The sequence below is a fragment of the Pseudomonas sp. P9_2 genome (assembly GCF_034008255.1).
Lineage (GTDB): Bacteria > Pseudomonadota > Gammaproteobacteria > Pseudomonadales > Pseudomonadaceae > Aquipseudomonas > Aquipseudomonas synxantha_A.
This window is the reverse complement of sequence record NZ_CP125376.1, coordinates 4,317,891-4,337,374: the sequence shown is the minus strand read 5'-3', so window position 1 is coordinate 4,337,374 and position 19,484 is coordinate 4,317,891. Positions and strand designations below refer to the sequence as shown.

General features: G+C 59.7%; 13 protein-coding genes. 8 read left to right on the top strand and 5 right to left on the bottom strand.

The window, feature by feature from the left end:
- Window positions 1-31: 31 nt before the first annotated feature.
- Both QMK52_RS19420 and QMK52_RS19415 read right to left on the bottom strand, forming a co-directional pair.
- Complete coding sequence (locus QMK52_RS19420; RefSeq protein WP_005788870.1) at window positions 32-619, bottom strand: NUDIX domain-containing protein; 588 nt, start codon at window positions 617-619, stop codon at window positions 32-34.
- A 28-nt stretch (window positions 620-647) separates the two neighbouring features.
- Window positions 648-1,511 (bottom strand): SDR family NAD(P)-dependent oxidoreductase, encoded by an 864-nt coding sequence (locus QMK52_RS19415; protein WP_005788872.1) that lies wholly within the window; start codon window positions 1,509-1,511, stop codon window positions 648-650.
- Window positions 1,512-1,663: 152 nt separating this feature from the next.
- Between QMK52_RS19415 and QMK52_RS19410 the strand changes: the two genes are divergently transcribed.
- Complete coding sequence (locus QMK52_RS19410; protein ID WP_320403271.1) at window positions 1,664-2,590, top strand: alpha/beta hydrolase; 927 nt, start codon at window positions 1,664-1,666, stop codon at window positions 2,588-2,590.
- A gap of 191 nt (window positions 2,591-2,781) precedes the next feature.
- Here the strand turns inward: QMK52_RS19410 and QMK52_RS19405 are convergent, their stop codons facing one another.
- The gene (locus QMK52_RS19405) at window positions 2,782-3,942 is read right to left on the bottom strand and encodes an alpha-hydroxy acid oxidase (protein ID WP_005788875.1); all 1,161 of its coding nucleotides are present in this window, start codon (window positions 3,940-3,942) and stop codon (window positions 2,782-2,784) included.
- A gap of 120 nt (window positions 3,943-4,062) precedes the next feature.
- Between QMK52_RS19405 and QMK52_RS19400 the strand changes: the two genes are divergently transcribed.
- Entirely contained in the window at window positions 4,063-4,848 is a 786-nt protein-coding gene (locus QMK52_RS19400; RefSeq protein ID WP_005788878.1) for a DeoR/GlpR family DNA-binding transcription regulator, read from the top strand.
- A 54-nt stretch (window positions 4,849-4,902) separates the two neighbouring features.
- Here the strand turns inward: QMK52_RS19400 and QMK52_RS19395 are convergent, their stop codons facing one another.
- On the bottom strand, window positions 4,903-5,112 hold the full coding sequence (locus QMK52_RS19395; RefSeq protein ID WP_005788881.1) for a hypothetical protein: 210 nt from the start codon (window positions 5,110-5,112) through the stop codon (window positions 4,903-4,905).
- Window positions 5,113-5,308: 196 nt separating this feature from the next.
- On the opposite strand from QMK52_RS19395, the gene QMK52_RS19390 reads away from it, so the two are divergent.
- The gene (locus tag QMK52_RS19390; RefSeq protein ID WP_320403270.1) at window positions 5,309-5,812 is read left to right on the top strand and encodes a DUF4142 domain-containing protein; all 504 of its coding nucleotides are present in this window, start codon (window positions 5,309-5,311) and stop codon (window positions 5,810-5,812) included.
- Between the two features lie 27 nt (window positions 5,813-5,839).
- A complete protein-coding gene (locus QMK52_RS19385) occupies window positions 5,840-6,400 on the top strand; it encodes a type 1 glutamine amidotransferase domain-containing protein (RefSeq protein WP_320403269.1) in 561 nt (186 codons plus the stop codon).
- A gap of 61 nt (window positions 6,401-6,461) precedes the next feature.
- Here QMK52_RS19385 and QMK52_RS19380 read toward each other — a convergent pair whose 3' ends face one another.
- A complete protein-coding gene (locus QMK52_RS19380; RefSeq protein ID WP_005788888.1) occupies window positions 6,462-6,668 on the bottom strand; it encodes a hypothetical protein in 207 nt (68 codons plus the stop codon).
- A gap of 287 nt (window positions 6,669-6,955) precedes the next feature.
- Here QMK52_RS19380 and QMK52_RS19375 point away from each other — a divergent pair, with 287 nt between their 5' ends.
- The 4 genes from QMK52_RS19375 (at window position 6,956) to QMK52_RS19360 (ending at window position 19,482) form a co-directional block, all read left to right on the top strand.
- Window positions 6,956-7,432, top strand: a complete 477-nt coding sequence (locus tag QMK52_RS19375) for a hemerythrin domain-containing protein (RefSeq protein WP_194438491.1) — start codon at window positions 6,956-6,958, stop codon at window positions 7,430-7,432.
- 176 nt (window positions 7,433-7,608) lie between these two features.
- Window positions 7,609-10,218 carry a Tc toxin subunit A gene (locus tag QMK52_RS19370; RefSeq protein WP_320403268.1) on the top strand — a complete coding sequence of 870 codons (2,610 nt, stop codon included), beginning with the start codon at window positions 7,609-7,611 and terminating at the stop codon, window positions 10,216-10,218.
- 34 nt (window positions 10,219-10,252) lie between these two features.
- Window positions 10,253-15,052: a neuraminidase-like domain-containing protein gene (locus tag QMK52_RS19365; RefSeq protein ID WP_320403267.1), complete on the top strand. Its 4,800-nt coding sequence runs from the start codon at window positions 10,253-10,255 to the stop codon at window positions 15,050-15,052.
- Window positions 15,049-19,482, top strand: coding sequence for a SpvB/TcaC N-terminal domain-containing protein (locus QMK52_RS19360; RefSeq protein ID WP_005788895.1), 4,434 nt, complete (start codon window positions 15,049-15,051; stop codon window positions 19,480-19,482). The genes QMK52_RS19365 and QMK52_RS19360 overlap by 4 nt, the downstream gene beginning before the upstream one ends.
- Window positions 19,483-19,484 lie beyond the last annotated feature (2 nt).

The window sequence follows — 19,484 nt, the reverse complement described above, 5'->3', positions numbered from 1 at the left end:
CGGGATTTTTTTGCCTGCACGCCTGGTCCCATCACCAGCCGTCTCTCAGTATCCGCAACTCCAAATGCTGCAATAACATAATCGTTTTTCCATCCACAATATCCCCACTCTGCACCATCGCCAGCGCCTGCTCGAAGCCCAGCTCCAACACCTCGATATCCTCGCCCTCTTCTTCCAGGCCACCGCCCGCCCCCACTCGATCACCTGGCTGATACTCGCCGATAAAAAAATGAATCCGTTCAGTCACCGATCCCGGGCTCATAAACGCTGCATAGATTTTCTCCACATGCCCCACGCGGTAGCCGGTCTCTTCTTCGGCTTCCAGGCGTATACGCTCTTCGGGGCTGGCGTTGTCGAGCAAGCCGGCCGCTGCTTCAATCAGGTAGCCGGAGTAATCGTTGACGAACGTCGGCATACGGAACTGGCGAATCAGCAGCACCGTGCGGCGCTCGCGGTTGTATAAAAGGATCGTTGCGCCGTTGCCCCGGTCGTAGACCTCACGCGTCTGGGCTTGCCAGCTACCGTCGCGACGGCGCAGGTCGAAGCTGTATTTCTTCAACAGGTACCAGTTGTCCGAAAGGGTTTCTTCGCCAGTGATGCGCACGGGGCTATTGTTCATGGTCAAGCCTTGGTAGAGGGAGACAGATTCAGGTGACGGCCTGGGTAGGCGGCTGTTTGATGCGCGACCATGCGGCAGCGACTTCTTCAGCACTGCCCGCTTTTATGCGGGCGAGATTGCGCGGGTAATCCACGCCGGGATTTTCGCTGAAACGCGTCGCGGTGAATTGGCCGTTGCTGGCGCGCAATATGTAGCCGGTGTCCGTGCACTGCGTCGAAGCAAGGAACAAGACCCCCGGCGTCACCCACTCCGGCTTGAGTTCGTCCGGCTCGTCGGTCACGCCCCACATGCGTGTCTTGGCCACCGGCGAGATCGCGTTGACGCGGATTCCGGCCTCGGCGCCTTCATGACTCAGCGCGTTCATGATGCCCAACTGTGCCATCTTGCCGGCGCTGTAAGCCACTAGCCCGGTTTGCTCGTATTGCGCATACATGGCGCGGTCGGAAGTGGTGAGGATGATGCGCGGCGCGCTGGAGCGCAGCAGGTACGGCCAGGCGTGCTTGCACAGCCACAGCGGCGCGTAGAGGTTGATGTCCATGGCGCGCTGAAGGAAGCTGGCGTCCAGTTCTGCGATGGGCTGGTAACCCACCCAACCGGCGTTGTGAATCAGGATGTCGAGTCGGCCAAACGTTTCGAGGGCAAACGCGATCAGTTGCCGGCACCCCTCGTCCGTGGACAAGTCACCGCCATGGCCCACCACCGTCAGCCCTTCGTCACGCAGGGTGTCGGCGGCCTGTTGCACCACCGACGCATCGGTGCCTGCACCCATCTTGTCGGCGCCAATATCGCTGATGACCACACGGGCGCCGGCCAGGGCCAACCCTCGTGCATAACTGAGCCCCAAGCCGCGTGCGCCGCCGGTGACGATTGCGGTTTTGCCGATGAAATCCATGTACTGACCCTCCTGTTGGCCGTCTACCCTAACAATCGGCACCCGTGTTGTTCAATGCTGTAACACTTTCATCTGTCACGACCGTCGTATTAATACCTGCGCTCGCGGAGCTTCTGGTAAAACCCGTGCTTCGCCTTTGTCCTGGAGCCTTCATGCCATCCCGTTTTATCGCCCGCCTGGGCCTGCGCTGGCTGCCCCTGCTGTGCATGGCCGTGTTGATCATAGGCCTTCCAGTCGGCTGCGCCGTGCTGCAACACAAGGAACGCGAACTGGTGTTTCGCATCGAACCGGGGACCGCCGGCTGGTACACCGGCCTGCCCAAGGCCGTGCAGGAGTTCGAACTCAAGCCCGCCAGTTTCAAGTCGGGGCAGAACATTCATGGCTGGTGGTACCCGGCCGCGAACAAAGACGCACCGGCCATCCTTTACCTGCACGGGGTGCGCTGGAATCTGACGGGCCAGCTGTTTCGCATCGAGCAATTGCACGCCCTGGGCTTCTCGGTGCTGGCCATCGACTATCGCGGCTTTGGCCAGAGCCAGGGCGACCTGCCATCGGAGACCTCGGTAAACGAAGACGCACGCATCGCCTGGGAACGCTTCCAGACCCTGCAGCCGGACCCGGGCAAGCGTCTGATCTACGGGCATTCACTGGGAGGTGCGGTCGCCGTCGATCTCGCCGCCGAGCTGGGCAAACAGGTGCCACTGCCAGTACGCGGGCTGGTGATCGAATCCACGTTCACCTCCCTGGCGGATGTGGCCACCGCCGTTGCCAATACCTCGTTGCCGGCGCGTTGGCTGCTGTCGCAGAAGTTCGATTCCATCGACAAGATTGCCGACATTCACATGCCCTTGCTGGTGGTGCACGGCCTCGATGACCGCTACGTTCCACCGCGTTTCAGCCAGCAATTATTTGAAGCCGCCCAGCAACCCAAGCAATTGTTATTGGTGCCCGGTGCCAGCCATAACAACAGCATGAGCCTGGCCGGTCGCAACTATGGCAAGGCGCTGGAAAACCTGATGCGCACGCAGATGCCTGCCCGGGTAGTGACACACTCCACAGGTCGCGACAACGCGTCATAAATACACTTTTCGACACTGGGTTCGCGCTTGGCTGTCAAGCGCAAACCCTGCCCATACTGGCCCGAAACACAAGTTGATCAAATAATGATCTTCACGCAAATCGCCAACGCAGCCGGGCCTTCGCAAAGTTATCCACAGAGATACCCACGGTTTTCGTGGACAACTCTTTTTATATTTTTACGTTTTTTTGCTCAGGCAGCACTTTCAGGAAAGGTGCCAGGCAGCAAAATTTCGCGGTTCACATCGCGTATATCGTTATAGCCACACAGCGCCATCGACACGTCCAACTCACGGGCGATGATATCGAGCGCCTTGGTCACGCCCGCCTCACCCATCGCCCCCAGGCCATACAAGTGCGGGCGACCGATCATGGTGCCCCTGGCGCCCAGCGCCATGGCCTTGAGCACGTCCTGGCCGGAACGAATACCGCCGTCGAGCCACACTTCAATACGGTTGCCTACGGCCTCAACAATGGCCGGCAACTGGCTGATACTCGACGGCGCGCCATCGAGTTGCCGACCACCGTGGTTGCTCACCACCAACGCATCCGCGCCGGAGTCGGCCGCCAGCCGCGCATCCTCCACATCTAGGATGCCCTTGATGATCAACTTGCCGCCCCAGCACCGCTTGATCCACTCCACATCGTCCCAACTCAGGCGCGGGTCAAATTGCTGGGCAGTCCAGGACGACAGCGAACTCATGTCGGCCACGCCCTTCACATGCCCGACGATATTGCCGAAGCCACGCCGCTGGGTGCCGAGCATACCCATGACCCAGCGCGGTTTGGTCATCATGTTGAGGATATTGGGCAGGGTCAGTTTGGGCGGCGCCGACAAGCCGTTGATCAAGTCCTTGTGGCGTTGCCCCAGGATCTGCAAGTCCAGCGTCAGCACCAGCGCATCCACCCCGGCAGCCTTGGCGCGCTCGATCAGTTGCTCGATAAACCCACGGTCGCGCATCACATAAAGCTGGAACCAGAATGGCTGGCCGACATGCTCGGCAATGTCTTCCAGCGAGCAAATACTCATGGTCGACAAGGTGTAGCGCAGGCCGAACGCCGCAGCGGCTCGGGCGGTCAGGATCTCGCCATCGGCATGTTGCATACCTGCCAGGCCGGTAGGTGCCAGGGCCACGGGCATGGCCATGTTCTGGCCAATCATGCTGGCGCGGATCGAACGCTCATCGATATTGCGCGCCACACGCTGGCGGAACTTGATGCGCGCAAAATCGCTTTCATTGGCGCGGTAGGTGCTCTCAGTCCAGGAGCCGGAATCGGCGTAGTCGTAGAACATCCGGGGCACACGTTTTTGCGCCAGCTTGCGTAAGTCTTCGATAGTTGTGATCAACGACATCGGGTCACCTCTCCCTGAACTGAACACAGAGAGTAACCGGCCATCGCCCACGCAACCAGCCGTTGCGTTTCTCGAAGCTGATGAGTAATCTCGCATAAACCCGCAATAAAGCGCATAAACATGCACGACGCCCATCAAGCTATTGATCTGCCTTCCCTGCGTAAACAAAAGATCCTGTTGTTGCTCGAACGCGACGGCAAGGTCACGGCTTCCGAGCTGGTCGAGCATTTCGCCGTGTCCCAGGACACCATCCGCCGCGACCTCGGCGAACTCGCCGCCGCCGGTTTATTGCAGCGCGTACACGGCGGCGCCCTGCCTCGGCCCAAGGACACCGGCAAGGATTTTTTCACTCGTGTCGGCGAAACCACCGAAGCCAAACGCCACCTCGCGCGCCTGGCGGCCGAGCGAGTTGAAGACGGCCAGATCGTACTGTTCGACTCCGGCTCCACTACCCTGCAGATCGCTCAGTCACTGCCGCACGAAATTCACCTGACGGTGGTCACCCCATCACCGATGATCGCCATCGCCCTGGCAGACCATCGGCATGTAACGGTGATCCTGGCCGGTGGCCAACTCAATCCCGCCACCCTCTCGACCGGCGGCCATGAAGCGCTGCGCCTGATCCAGAGCATCAAGGCCGACCTGCTGTTTACCGGCGTCTGCGCGCTGCACCCGCAGGTGGGCATTACCTCGCTGCATTTTGCCGAAGTGGCGATCAAGCAAGCCTTGATCGACAGCGCGTCCCAAGTGGTTGCAGTGACAACCTCAGACAAACTCGGTGCAGTGGAACCGTTTGTGGTGGCACCGTGCAGCCGTATTCATACGCTGATTACCGAGTGGGATGCGCCGGGGGTCGAGGTGTATGAGCAATTGGGGTTGGAGGTGCAGCGGGTGATGGTTCAGTGACGCCGCAACGACTGATGAATGCAGCGCTCTGCGCGCTGATGGAGCGAGCCATGCTCAATGTCCCTTGTCGAGCTTCTCGTTGATCGCATCCGTCTGGCGTTGAATGTCCTTGATCGAGGTGGGTGTCAGCACTTTGTCGATGGTTTCGGTCTTCGGGTTCGCACGCTCCAGCGTCTGCCCTTTCATACCTTCAGCCTTACCCTTCTGCGCGTCTTCAGAGCTGACGGGGTCGGGGGTTTTATCGGCGTTCTTGTGTTCGTTCACAGTGCAATCTCCTGGCAATAACGGCCGTCCAAACAGTGGCGGCCTTGTGCAGCAGAACACGCTGAATTTGAATTGGTTCAAGGAAATTGCCACGCCTGACCGTTGGGCAAACACGCGCAAAAAAAATTAAACCTTTTGCTCGCCTCCCCGCTCAACACTTGGGTACGGCATCACGCCATTTCTGAGGAGAGACACCATGACAACTCGACTGATGAAACAAATGGGCCTGACGTTCGCACTGGTTGCCGGCTCGATTTCTACCGCTATGGCGGCCACGTCCAACGACTTTGTCGACAACGCCGCCGAGGGCGGTATTACCGAGGTGGAAGCCGGCAAGCTGGCGCTGGAAAAAAGCAGCTCGGCAGACGTAAAAACCTTTGCGCAACATATGGTGACCGACCATACCAAAGCCAATGACGAGCTGATTGCATTGGCAAAAAACCTCGATATCGAGGTTCCGGATGACGCCGCCCTGACCGACAAGGCGAAGAAAGCGATTCTGGAAATGCGCGACGAATCGTTCGACAAGGCCTATGCCAACAACCAGGTGGCCGCCCATGAAAAAACCGTCGAACTGTTCAAGAAAGAAGCGGCCTCTTCGGACAATGCCGAGCTGAAGGCGTTCGCCACCAAGACGCTGCCTACCCTTGAAGCTCACTTGAAAATGGCCAAGGAACTGCAAAGCAAATACGCCAAATAATCAACCTGACACCGGAGGCATCTGAGTATGAGTTCGCAACTCACGGGTAAGAAAATCCTCGTCATCACGTCCAACACCGGGATCGAGCGCGACGAGCTGCTCAAACCCCTGGAAACCCTGCGTGGCTATGGCGCGACGGTGACGCACGCCTCCAGCAAGGGCGGCGCCACCCAGACCTTTGTCGGCGATACAGAAAAGGACGGGGCAGTTGAGTCCGATGTGCAATTGTCTGATGTGGTCGGCAGCAACTTCGATGCATTGGTCATCCCGGGCGGGACGGTGAATGCCGACATTTTGCGTCAGGATGCTGCGGCGCTGCGCTTGATCAACGAGTTCGCTCAGGCCGGCAAGACCATCGCAGCGATCTGCCACGGCCCGTGGGCGCTGATCGACGCCGGCGTGGTCAAGGGCAAAACCCTGACCTCGTATAAAAGCGTGCGCATCGACCTGGAAAACGCTGGCGCTGCGGGCGTGGTGGATGCCGAGGTCAAGGAATGCAAAGCCAATGGCTGGACCTTGATCACCTCGCGCACGCCGGACGACTTGCCGGCGTTCAATGAAGCGATTGCCAGAGCTGTGGCCGGCTGATCATGGCTAACGAATGACAACAGGCGCCCATGGGGCGCCTGTTTTTATATGGCTCACCGACTCAGCTCTTGCGATGCTCGGCCATCTCGCGCTTGGGGCCGAACATCGCCCATGCGATCAACCCCAACAGCGGCACGAAAACCAGTACCACCACCCACAGTCCCTTGGTCTCCCAGCCACCGGTACTGCGCAAGACGATATTGATCGCCCACAGTTCCAAGAGCAGCAGAATCACTGCCAATATGATCCAGATATATTCTATTTGCATGATTCACCTCCTGAAGTCTAAAGGTTAGGTCAAGCAGATCGCTCAAGGGTTCCATTAGAATTTCCAGCAACGCTCACACGAGCCCGGCACGTGACCGGCAGAAGTGCGTTGTGCAATCTCGAAAGGGCCAGACCATGCAAGCTGCACGACGAACCCGCCCCTATAAATATCTATCCATTTGATTTAAATAGTTATTTAGCCCCGATGAAAGTTGGTACGGCTGATGCAATTCCCTCACTACGAGGCGTGCGTTTCGACATGCCCGACAACTACCCGTGAGGTTGCACATGAATGCCATCGACCTGCTCAAAGCCGACCATGAACGCGTCAGGACCCTGCTCACCCAACTAAGCGAGTCCACCGAGCGCGGGGTTAAAAAGCGCACCGAGTTGCTAGCCAAGCTCGAGATGGAAATCACCCTGCACACCAAGCTCGAAGAAGAAATCCTTTATCCCGCTTTTAGGAAAGCCGGTGGCAAGGAACAAGACATCATGTACCACGAGGCCAAGGAAGAGCACCGCACTGTCGACTCGCTGGTGCTGCCCGACCTGAAGCAGACCGAGCCCTCCTCCACCGAATTTTCAGGCCGTGTGAAAGTGGTCAAGGAACTGCTTGAGCACCACATCGAAGAGGAAGAATCGGAGATGTTTCCCCAGGCGAAAAAACTGCTGGGCAAGGCAATACTTGAAGAGCTGGGGGCCGAAATGGAGGCGATGAAAGCGGCCTGCAAAAAGGCCTCGACCAACAAACCCCTCGCGGCCTGATAGACCCGCAATGAAAGCTCAAGCGACGGCCCCACGGGGTCTGTCGCGCTATCGAGCTTCACCGGTGATTTCTCCTCGCCTACTCGGCGACCCGGCCGACCGAGCCGGCCTGGACGCCCATGCTAGCGTGCCATTGCCCATGGCATTGGCACTGGGCTTTCAGGAGATTCACCAAAATGGACACGCATTCACCCACCTACACCAGGCTCTTCAAGGAAGACTGGGAGCTGCTTTGCTCGGCTTCCTCCATGGCTGCCGTCGATTCACCGGCAGCCTATCTAAAGGCGCTGTATTTATTTGCCCAGGCGCTTGAGGAAAGCGGAAAAGGCCAAGCCGGCAAAGTCACCCTGGACCAGCGGCGACCTGAGCTCAAGGCATTGCCCATCAACGAACACAGCCTGACGGCTGTGATCCCCCAATTGTCGATCATTAATGAAACCCTCACTCATCAGATCGACACATACCTTAGAAAGACCACCGGTGAAAACCGTGGACGCTCGCTGGATACGGTACTTGGTCTTCAACGCTTTCCGTTCGCACTGCCGTTTGAACGAGCCCATCGGCAATGCTGGCTCAGCTTGTCCGCAGGCAAGCCGCAACTGGGTGAACTCAGCTATCGCATCAGTCTGAAGCTGCCCATTACCCAACGCGCTCAGAACGCCTACGGCGTCGTCAGGCACGCGGCCTATGAAGCACAGCGATTGCTGTGCGGCTTGAGCCCTGCACAGCAAAACTTGTTGACGGAACCGTTTCTGGAAAACTCGGAGAATGTGCACGCCACTGAATTTTTCGCGCAGCACTATGGCCTCCAGGAGGAGTCTCTCAAGAAAACGCCCCATTGGCTGCACCAAACCGCTCTGACTCACGACCAGACCCAGGCATTACTGGCATGTGGCAGGTACCTGCCGGTGCTCTCGGGCAATGTATCTGCCGCCGCACTGCCAAGGCCGACTGCCGAGCTGCAGATACATGAACGGGCAGCCTACGTGAACGGCCCAATAACCAGGAATGCCGAGACGCAGCAACCGCTCTCGATAGAGCCCGAAAAACTGCAAAAAACCTCGTGGAACCGCTACCAGCGCCTGCACCGAATGATTCGCCTGCAACGCTGGACGCAACTGCCGTTTGAGGATCTGGACGCGCTGTTGATCAGCGTTGTGCGACGTGAGCAGAATGCTGATCCGCATCAGCCCTGCAACGACAATACCCTGCGGGCGCTGGGTGTCTACCGCTACCTGGAGCGGCGTCATGGCCTGCCACTTGAAGAGTTTGCGGCGATGCTGGATGAGCTTCCTGTGCGGGCGTCAGGCAATCGCCTGTCGCTGTATGACCAGGTGTTCAACCACGCTTCAATGCCCGGCGAGACACTGCGGGTGGATGTGCCAAATCTGGCGCTGCATGAAGCGTTGCCGGACAACCTGCGACATCGGCTGTGTGCCGGTCTGAACCTTGGGGACACCCCCGACGCCTTGCATTGGCTGATCGGACAGGCGCGTCAATACCTACCTTCGCCTTGCCCGACGCTGACGTTCTATAGCGCCCTGTACCGCCAGGCTCGGATCGCACGGTTGTTCGGGCTGTCGGTGCTTGACAGTCATCACGTGGCGGCACTGCTCGGCGGTACGGATTACACAGCCCAACTGGTCAACCCCTCACTACGCAGTTCCGGCGTCAACGCACCGCCAGACATGCTCGATGTGCTGATGCAAATGGATTGGCTGGTCGGTTGGCTCAAGGACACGCGCCAATCGGTTGATCAGCTTCGCCGCCGTTTAGTCCTGGAGGCGGGCGCACAGCCGGCCCAGATCCAGGCGTATCTCACCCAGCTTGATGACCTGGTGCAATTGACCCGACAGGGACTGCTGGTGCAAGAAGACATCGCTGACCTTACGCTGCCCCAGCCCGAACCAGACACCAGCGCCGCGCCCATTCCCTGGCATGCCCTCATCGTCCAGGGCCTGCTGTACAGCTACCCCCAGCTCAAGCCGCCAGCCCCCAGCGAACTGCCCAAGGCACTTGTGCAACTCATTGAAGCTCGAACCCTGAGCCTGGACCCGACCCGCAACGCTACCCTGCACGCCGATGCCAAACACGCAGTGACCAAGAAGCTGGGCGAGTTCTATCGGCAGCTGCAGCCCTTGAAGGAAAAAATCGATGCGCTGTTCAGCGCCCCATCGCATTTGCCTGGCGATCCGGCACTGTACCTGCAATCGCGCAAGCTCACCGCCCGACAGATTGCCCGTGCGGCCACCGCCCAATCGCCCCTTGACCTGGTCAAACATCTGCTGCTGTTGTTGCCGGACGCAGAAGTGTTATTGGAGCTGGGGGTGAGCCGCCAGACCCTGCACACCTTTTTGCTCCACCCGCACTGGTTGAGCCAGGAGCAGACGCAAGGCTCGCTGCTCAAGCTGACACTGAACACGCTGTACCTGCTGCAGCGCTTTGCCCACTGCCTCGACACCTATGGGCTTGCCCAACACAGCGTGCTCGATTACCTGCAACGCGCCAATACACCCTCTGCGGCAGACGTCGACACCTCGGCCAGCCCACGACTGGCCGCCCTGCTCAAGTGGGACGCCGGCGAGATCGAGCATCTGGTCGACCATCTCCCGAACAAACAGGTAAAGACCCTGGCCGACCTGGACTGGATCCTGCGTTGCCACCAAACCGTCAGACTCACCGGGCTCTGTGCCAAAACCCTGCTCAAGGCGACCGATCTGCACGCCACATTGATGAATGAGGACTGGAAACACGTCGGTTCGGCATTGATCACTACCGCCCCATAACACCGCTTTGTTGCGACCGGATCAAGGAACGACCATGTCTGCCCCCATCACCCAACACCTCAACGAACAGCTGCGCGACGCGATGCTGGCGTTCTACATGAACACCGTACTGCCCGAAGATCCCACCGTGCAGACACTGCAACTGGCCGACACCTTCAAGCACGTCGACGATATCTACGCCTATTGGTTGCTCGACCCCCAGGTCAGCCACGCGGTGCCCACCACCCGCATCGCCAGTGCGATTGCCAGCCTTCAGCAGTACATCAACGCCATCTACCTGGGCCTGGAACGCGGCTACGAAGAAACAGGCATGAGCCATGCCCAGCAGACCGAATGGCGAGACACCTTGCTGACCTACTCGCTGTGGCGCGCCAACCAGCAACTTTGCCACTACCCGGCCAGTTACCTGAGCCCCACCCTGCGCCACGACAAGAGCGACAGTTTCAGGCAACTGGAAGACGAGTTGAACCAGTTCCGTACCGAGCCGGCATCGCTCTTGAAGGCTGTTCACGGTTACCTCAATCGCTTCGAAGAACTCGCCAATATCAGAACCCTCAATGGCTATATCGATGGCGACAGGGACAGCTTCGCCAGCAGCGCCTATTACTTCATTGGCAAATCCAGCTCTGAAAACACCTATTACTGGCGCACGCTGGCTATGCCTGAGCGCCCAGCCGAGGGCACCGCTCCCAAGCCAGCGGTCTGGTCGGGATGGAAAAAAATCCATCTGTCCATCGACGACAATGTTCCCGAACAGACGATCCGCCCAGTGGTCTTCAATGGCCGTCTTTTCCTGGTGTGGGCCCAATGTATCAATCCGATGTCCTCCACCAAAGACATCACCCCGTTTGGACGCGGCGACGTTGAATCCGACAAGGAATACCAGCAACGCCTGGATACCCGGATACAGAGTACCTACCTGCAGTTCCGGCTGTACTTCTCGTTCAAAAAGCTCGATGACAGCTGGAGCACGCCGCAATTGTGCATCCAGGAATACAACATCGCCAAAGAGCTCGACGAGTTGAGTTCAGAGGACTTGATGAGTGCCACCCATACGATTGCCGTTGTCGACGCGAACCCCCTCACACCGTCGCTGTTTCTGGGCCTCCTCGCCCAGCCGAACACTCCAGCACCCGCGCAGAACAACGCAACCCATCGAAATTTTTACCAAGCCATTCGTGTGGACGAACACTTCAACACCCATTGGCTTGAGAGCATCGGCAGCACCCGCAAGACGCGCCTTTGGCTCGATGAATCTCATCTGGAACTGGCGGGGCGCTACCTGGCCATGTTTACACACCACAACCATGCCAGGTTTCAATTCAGGGCCACGAAAACCGCGCAGGTAAACGTGGAAGCTTTAACCCTTGACGCGCCTCATGGCGCTGTCAACGGCTGGAATTATGAAGGCCATCAGAACAAGATCCGTGCGCTGACGAGCACCGATATCAAGTTCAATACCACGACCTCGATACTGGAGGTGACGACCAGGCTCGCAGAAGGTTTCGAGCCGCATCACACCCTGATCTTCAACTACGACAACGACCTGGTCACGTTTACCCTGACCTTGAGTACAAACGGCGTGCCCCAGGCAAATGAAACGCTGAAGTTGAGCGCCACCTCACAGATCCATCTCAAGAGCGCCGTGCTCATTGAACTGTCCTCCGTGCAAATAGGGCTGAGCCTCAAATGCCAGAAAACCGGAGTCGAGCAGGCTGACTTTATTCGCAATGAAAGTAATCAACCGTTCAGTCTTGCCCTGCCCCCGAAAGAAAATGCCAGCCCCCCCACAGATTCCGTCACCCTGGACCTGGACGGAACATACATTTCACGCGAAGCCTTCGAGTATTTTTCCGACGCACCGGATTCTGCTTACCTGGTTTCGCTGACATTCCATGAAGATCACGGCTCGCCACCGGACCATAAGCACGACTTATTCCACGGCACTGTCACGCTCAACCAAAAACAACGTCTGTACAGACCTGTACTGATGTATATGAAACAAGCCAATGCTGCTTTGCCGGAAACCCTGAACAGGAACAATACCGTGCTGGTCGGGCAGACCGAACACTCGCGCCGCAACCTGCGCGATGCCTTCACGGAACTGTCCATAAAGCATTTTTTTGACGTGCCGATCGAGTTCGCGCCGCAGACGATGAGGCCTTATGGCGAGGAAACCGGCAATCCTCCCCCGGCCTCATTGACCCTTATCCACGGCGTGTTGATACTGGAAAGCGATGTGCGCTATCCCTCGCCCACCATTCTGGGCTATGCGCTGAAAACTGCCACATTCAGGCTCGGCACCCATAGCAATCCTCCTGTCATCCCGCTGGCCCCGCGCATTCGTCGTCTAACATCGGCGCCTTATGGCACGGCGGAGTTCATCGATTTCGACGGCAGCGCCATCGATTTCGACAGCAGCGCCATCGATTTCGACAGCAGCGCCATCGATTTCGACAGCAGCGCCATCGATTTCGACGGCAGCGCCATCGAGTACGGCGTTACGCCTAAGCACAAACGCGCGCCCATTCGTACCAACACCTGCGTTGCGAGCCTGCTGACAAAAACTGCAGGAGCCGACGTACATCACCTGTTCTCCTTGCCAACGGACGCCTGGCGTGAGCCACCGCTGGCGGGCGAAAAGAATTACAGCCTGCTGGACTTCCAGGGTGCCCATGGTGCGTATTACTGGGAGCTGTTTCTTTACCTGCCCTGGTTGTTGGCGCACCGTTTGAACCTGGAACAGCAATATGCCGACGCCGAAGTCTGGATACGGTTTCTTTTCGATCCTGCTCATCAGTCTGCCCATTGGCGTCAGCCGATGCTGTTGGCCGACACTGCGCCACCACCCAGCCAGACCTTGCTCTGTGCTCATCGACTGGCCAAAAGCAGCCCCGTGCATTTTCGCCAGGCGCTGTACCTGTTGTATGTCGATATTCTGCTTAATCGCGGTGACGCGGCCTACCGGCAAATGAGCCGCGACAGCCTGGCCGAGGCCAAGCTGTGGTACATCCGCACCAAAGGATTGCTGGGGCCGCGCCCACCGCTCAACACTGTTGATCCCTGGGTGACCACGACCCTGGACAAACTGCAAAGTCCCTCGGCACTTGGCAGGACGCCGGTGCCTGCCGGCACAGCACGGTTGTGCCGATCCCTGAGCCCGGACCTGCTGATGCGCTGGGACAAGGTCGAGGCGCGCCTGTACAACCTTCGCCATCACCTTGACCTGACCGGCAAGCCCATGAGCCTGCCGCTCTACGCCGCCACGCTGACACCCCAGGCGTTGCTGGCCGCCTACCAACAAGGCACCGACGGCGCCAGCGTGCAGACAACCCTGCGCACTGCGCACGCCGGGCACTATCGCTTCCAGGTGGTGCTGGGGCACGCTTTGCAGGCCGTGGATAACCTGATCCAGTTGGGAGCGACCTTGCTGTCACTGTGGGAGCGCAAGGAGCAGGCCCACTTTGTAGAATCCCAGCAACAACAGGCCTGGGAACTGGCCAGGTTAGCCGTCGAGCAACAAGCCCAGGCCGTGCAGGTCGACACCATAAACAGGCATGCCCTGCTGGCCGGGCGTCGCATCGTCGAGGCCCGGGTGGCCTTCATAGAGCAGCAACTCAAGGTCGGCATCAGCCCGGCAGAAGCCCAGGCCACCCAAGCGTATCAGGACAGCGCACACTGGGAAACGGCAGCCGCGGTTGCTCAAGCCGGCGCGGGCCTGGCGATGCTGATACCGAATATTTTCGGCACCTCCAATGGCGGCGTGCGTTACGAAGGTGCCTTTCACGCGCTGCAAGCCATGTCCCAAGGCATGGCCAACGAACAGCGCGCCAACGCCGCCCACCTCGACCGCTCCGACCTGTTCGCCCGCCGCGCCGCCGAATGGGGTAATGCCCTGGAGCAGGCGCGCCTGGAACTGGCCCAGGTCGATGCACAACTGCTGGCTTACACCGAACAAGAGCAACATACCCGCCTGCAATTGCGCCTGGCCCAAACCGCGTTCACCCAGGCGCGAACCTTGTATGACCTACTGGGTAAACGCTTTACCAACGCCCAGCTCTATCAATGGCTCAACGGCCAGCTTGCGACGTTCTACTACCAGGCGTATGACGCCACCCTGTCCCTGTGCCTGGCCGCCGAGGCGTGCTGGCAAGAGGAACGCGCGGAGTGGAACAAACACTTCATTCAAACCGGGCTCTGGGTTCGCCAATACCGTGGCCTCAGCGCCGGCGAAGCCCTTAAACAGAATTTGCTGAGCATGAGCAGTGCCTACACCACCCAGAACGAACGCTTGCTGGAGATCACCAAAACCGTGTCGTTGGGTCTGCTTCACGACCAAGACGCTTCGGCCACAGGCGATAAACCCTGGGCAACGCTTAAAGCCGAACTCCTGACTAACGGTACGCTGAGCTTTGAACTGACCCGCAAGCTGTTCGACGACGATTACCCTGGCCACTACCTGCGGCGGATCAAAAGCGTCAGTGTCTCCCTGCCTGCCACCCTGGGGCCCTACGAAGACATCAAGGCCATCCTGACCCAAACCGGCAATACCACGCATCTTGCGCCCACGTCTGATAAACCCGAGGTTGCAGCAAAGAAAGACTGGCGCGCCAGGCAGGAAATCGCCCTGTCCAACGGGCTCAACGACAGCGGCCTGTTCACCTTGAACTTCGACGGTGACGAACGTTATCTGCCGTTCGAATACACCGGCGCCATTTCCACCTGGCAACTGAGCTTCCCCAATCATAAGCGGCAAGAGGCCCTGCTCAAATCCTTGACCGATATCATCGTGCACCTGCGTTACACCGCCAGGAACAGCGGAGGCCTGCGATGAGCATGCAGTCATCCGATTTTTTGCAGCCGGCAATCCCTGCCCTGCCCAAGGGCGGCGGTGCCATCCAGGGCCCTGGCGTCAGTTGGGGGCCTGTCGGCTCACGGGGCGAGGCGTGCCTGGACGTGCCTTTGCCGATTTCGCCCGGACGCGGTTTCGCCCCTGCGTTGAGCCTCGGGTATCGCAGCTCGCAAGGCAATGGCCCGTTCGGACTCGGCTGGACACTGTCGGCGGGCGCGATCAGCCGTGATACACGCAAGGGTATCCCGGCCTACGGCGAAGATGACAGTTTCGTCAGCCCCCAAGGTGTCGAGCTGATCCCGGAGCGTGACGCCCATGGCGAGATTCACGCCACCGCTTGCGACCAGTACAACGGCCTGCCCCTGGGTGAAGCGCATCGGGTAGTGCGCTATATGCCAATCGTCGAGGGCAGGTTCGATCGGATCGAACATTGGTCATCCTCAAGTGATACTGCCGGGTTCTGGCTGGTGCAGGGTGCGGATGGCTGCGTACATCTGTTCGGAAAAACCCTGATCGCTCGCTGCGCAGACCCGGAGGACAGCCGCCATGTGGCCCAATGGCTGTTGCAGGAAAGCCTCAATCCCCTGGGAGAGCAGATTTATTACCACTACAAGCCAGAAGACCAGCGCGCTCCAACCACCAGGGATTACCGTGCGCAGCGTTACCTGGCCAGGGTGTGCTACGGCAACCTGCGACACCGCGAACACTTGACGCTTTGGAATACCGATGTGCTCGCCGAGAAACAATGGCACTTCGAGCTGCTGCTCGACTATGGCGAACGCCACACCGAGCTGAGCCAGGTGCCGACCTACGCCGAGCAACAGCCGTGGCTCTCGCGCAGCGACCCGTTCTGCAATTACGCCTACGGTTTTGAACTCGGCACCCAGCGGCTTTGCCGGCAAGTCCTGATGTTTCATTACTTTCCGGATGAGCCGAGCATGGGCGCCAACCCGGTGCTGACCCGGCGACTGCTGCTGGAACACACCGACCGTCACGCCGCAGGCAGTTGCCTGAATGCCTTGCACAACCAGGCTTATGACGCTCAGGGAACGGCCAGCGCCTGGCCGCCCCTGGAGCTGGCCTACAGCGCCTTCAAGCCGGCACTGGAACCCGCCCGCTACCAGCCGTTCGACGGCATGGCGGGTGTCAACGATGGGCAACACTATCAACTGGTGGACCTGTGCAACGACGGTCTGCCGGGCATCCTGCACCGTACCGACAAAAGTTGGTATTACCGCGAACCGCTCAGGGCTGCGCGTGTGTCCGGCCTCGATGCGGTGACCTATGGGCCATGGCAGGCACTGCCACGCATTCCCGTCGCAGACACTGCCCAGGCCACTCGTCAGGCCCTGGCAGACCTCAATGGCGACGGACACCTCGAATGGGTGGTGGCCCAACCGGGCATGAGCGGTTTTTTCACCCTCGATACGCAGCGACAATGGTCAAGTTTTACGCCATTCGCGGCGATACCCCAGGAGTTTTTCCATCCCCACGGGCAATTCGCTGACCTGATGGGCAGCGGCCGCCTGGACCTTGCGTTGATCGGCAATCACAGCGTGCGTTTGTATGCCCATCACCAGAGCGAGGGGTATGGCGCCGGCCTCCAAGTGCCCTACGAGCACGCCGACGAGGGTCTGCCCACGCTCAGCCATACATCGACCGAGCTGGTCGCCTTCTGCGACCCGTTAGGCAGCGGTCAACAGCACTTGGTGCGTATTCGCCATAATGAAATCAGATGCTGGCCAAACCTGGGCCGCGGACGCTTCGGCAAGGGATTCGTGTTTGCGGCATTGCCGTTCGACTACGCCAGCTTCGACGCCGCCAATATCCGCCTGGCTGACCTCGACGGTTCAGGCGCGGTGGACCTGATTTACCTGCAGCCTGAACAACTGCTGATTCTCATGAACCGCGCCGGCAGCGGGCTGATGCCGCCTGTGACGTTGCCCTGGCCAGACGGCGTGCTCCACGACGCGACGTGTCAGGTCAGTTTCGCCGACCTTCAAGGCCTGGGCTGTTCCAGCCTGATCCTGAGCGTACCGCACATCAAACCCCGGCATTGGCGCTTCGACTTTGTCCGTCGAAAACCTTATTTGTTGACGGCCACCCTCAACAACATGGGAGCGGCCACCCTACTGAGTTATCGCAGCAGTGCCCAGGAATGGCTCGACGAAAAACACCAGCGGCCGTCCTCGGGGAAAGCCTCAGTCAGCAGCCTGCCCTTCCCCGTGCCGGTGGTTCGGCTTCAGCGGCAAACAGACCAGGTCAGCGGCAATCGGCTGACCCAGTATTTTCGCTACCGAGAAGCCTGTCACGACAGCGTTGAGCGCCGGTTCATCGGCTTCGGCCTGGTGCTGGAAACCGATATGCCGCCGTCCGCCAATACCGCATCGGGAGTACTGACCAAACGCTGGTTCAATACACTTGAGCTTTCGCGAGAGGGGTTTTATGCAGGGGATCGACATGCGCCTGTGGTGGGGCCGACCCTGCTGGGCCAGTTGGAGACCGGGCGCACTCTGGACACCCTGATTGCCAACCCGCAGGCATCGACCTGGCATCAAGTGCGGCGTGCGCTGGCCGGTAGCCTGTTGCGCGAGGAGGTCTACGCCGCCGCCGATAAACCGCCGAACGGCGTGCCCTACTCGGTGCAGCAACAACGTTATCTGGTACGCCTTATAAGCCCGTCGCGAAAGGCTGGCGAACCGGCGACACTGCTGCCTTTGCTGCTGGAGTCGATCACCTGTCACTACGAGCGCCAGCAGGATGATCCGCGCTGTCGGCACCTGTTGAATCTGCGCTGGGACACCTACGCCAGCCTTGTGCACAGCGTGGTGGTCGATTATGCCCGCCGCAAGAGCGCCACTGACGCCGCGCCGTCCGGCCAACCCCATGAGCAGCAGTGGTGGCGCGCAGCGCACGACCCGGCACAACAGGCTTACTACCTCAACGAAACCCTCGCCCGCTTCATTCACCTGGACGCACCGCAACGCTGGCGCCTGCAACTGCCTTACCAGCAGCGCAGCAACGTACTGACGCTACCCAGGCAAGCATGGCCGCACGGGCAGATCGGCTATGAACAATTCGTCGCCGAGGACGCGTCCAACCCCTTGAGGCCGGGTGACCAGCGCCAACTCGGCGGGCTGTCGGTGCAGCACTATTGCCTGGCGGAGCACACCACGCCGTTACCGCCCGGAACCGCGAGTTTCCAGGCTTTGCCCGCTTACGTCGAAGTCGCCGAACTCGATGCGCCGGCATTGAGCGTCTATCAAGACCCACAGATCACCGCCACCTTGACCGAACAGCATTATCGCCCGATGTCCGCGTTTCTCTCGGCGATTGCAGGGCAGGACGATGCAATGACACTTTGGTCGGTCGGCCGCGGCTACACTCGTTACGCGCAACCTGATGGGTTCTATCGGCCTCGTCGCCACCAGGCCAGCATGAGCCACGCCGCGACGCAGACCGAATACGACGCCTACTGGCTACACGTGATCAAAGTTCAGTCAGCGGACGGCTGCTCGACCCAGGCCGACTACGACTACCGGATCGGCCTGCCGGTGACAGTCACCGACGCACAGCGCACCCGGCAGTACGCGCAATACGATGCCCGCGGACATCTGATTGCCACTGGCCTTGCGGGTGAGGAACAGGGCAAGCCTGTCGGCTATGACAACTGGCAATCCGTCACCCGCGCCCTCGACAGCGGCCCGACGCAGGCGCTGGCCGATCCTGCCACGGCCCTTCACAATGCCCAGAGCGCCTGCTTTTATGACGTGTTCAGTTGGATGGGCCGCATCCCGGCTGCCAGTGTGCAGGCGCACTGGGTGAGCAGCGGTTACCTGCTACCCAGCGGGCACATTCGAGCCTCAGCGCTGGCGCGCATCAACCACCTGCCCAGCCGGCAGCCCCATCATCAAACGCTTTTAAGCCTGATCAAGACTGCCCGTCGAGTGCCGGTGCACGCCGTGGTGCTGCATGACGACCACTGGCAGGGAACGCCAGGTGAGGCCGATCGGCAGATCCACGTCGCCCTCGCCTTCAGTGATGGTTTTGGTCGCGTGCGGCAAACCCAGGAGCAGGCACAATCAGGCCCCGCGTTTGCGGTCGACCCCGCCGGAACGTTAAGCGAGGGTGCCGATCAAGTCGAAGCCACTCGCCGCTGGCGCATCAGTGGGCGCGTCGAATACGACAACCGGGGGGGCGTGGCGCGGACCTGGCGGCCTTACTTCGCCGACCGTTCCGGGTACATCGACGATAAGGCGTTCAATGCCTCGCGCCCCAGCGAACGACACGTTCACGACGCACTTGGACGCCCGGTACTTACCCTCAACGCCAATGGCGACACGCGTCGCCAAACGTATTGTGTCTGGTACAGCATCAGCGAAGACGAAAACGACACTCACGCCCCTGACTGACG

Excerpts from the sequence above, each read along its gene's own strand:
- QMK52_RS19420 (WP_005788870.1), bottom strand. The coding sequence starts at position 619 with ATGAACAATAGCCCCGTGCGCATCACTGGCGAAGAAACCCTTTCGGAC.
- QMK52_RS19415 (WP_005788872.1), bottom strand. The coding sequence starts at position 1,511 with ATGGATTTCATCGGCAAAACCGCAATCGTCACCGGCGGCGCACGCGGC.
- QMK52_RS19410 (WP_320403271.1), top strand. The coding sequence starts at position 1,664 with ATGCCATCCCGTTTTATCGCCCGCCTGGGCCTGCGCTGGCTGCCCCTG.
- QMK52_RS19405 (WP_005788875.1), bottom strand. The coding sequence starts at position 3,942 with ATGTCGTTGATCACAACTATCGAAGACTTACGCAAGCTGGCGCAAAAA.
- QMK52_RS19400 (WP_005788878.1), top strand. The coding sequence starts at position 4,063 with ATGCACGACGCCCATCAAGCTATTGATCTGCCTTCCCTGCGTAAACAA.
- QMK52_RS19390 (WP_320403270.1), top strand. The coding sequence starts at position 5,309 with ATGACAACTCGACTGATGAAACAAATGGGCCTGACGTTCGCACTGGTT.
- QMK52_RS19385 (WP_320403269.1), top strand. The coding sequence starts at position 5,840 with ATGAGTTCGCAACTCACGGGTAAGAAAATCCTCGTCATCACGTCCAAC.
- QMK52_RS19380 (WP_005788888.1), bottom strand. The coding sequence starts at position 6,668 with ATGCAAATAGAATATATCTGGATCATATTGGCAGTGATTCTGCTGCTC.
- QMK52_RS19375 (WP_194438491.1), top strand. The coding sequence starts at position 6,956 with ATGAATGCCATCGACCTGCTCAAAGCCGACCATGAACGCGTCAGGACC.
- QMK52_RS19370 (WP_320403268.1), top strand. The coding sequence starts at position 7,609 with ATGGACACGCATTCACCCACCTACACCAGGCTCTTCAAGGAAGACTGG.
- QMK52_RS19365 (WP_320403267.1), top strand. The coding sequence starts at position 10,253 with ATGTCTGCCCCCATCACCCAACACCTCAACGAACAGCTGCGCGACGCG.
- QMK52_RS19360 (WP_005788895.1), top strand. The coding sequence starts at position 15,049 with ATGAGCATGCAGTCATCCGATTTTTTGCAGCCGGCAATCCCTGCCCTG.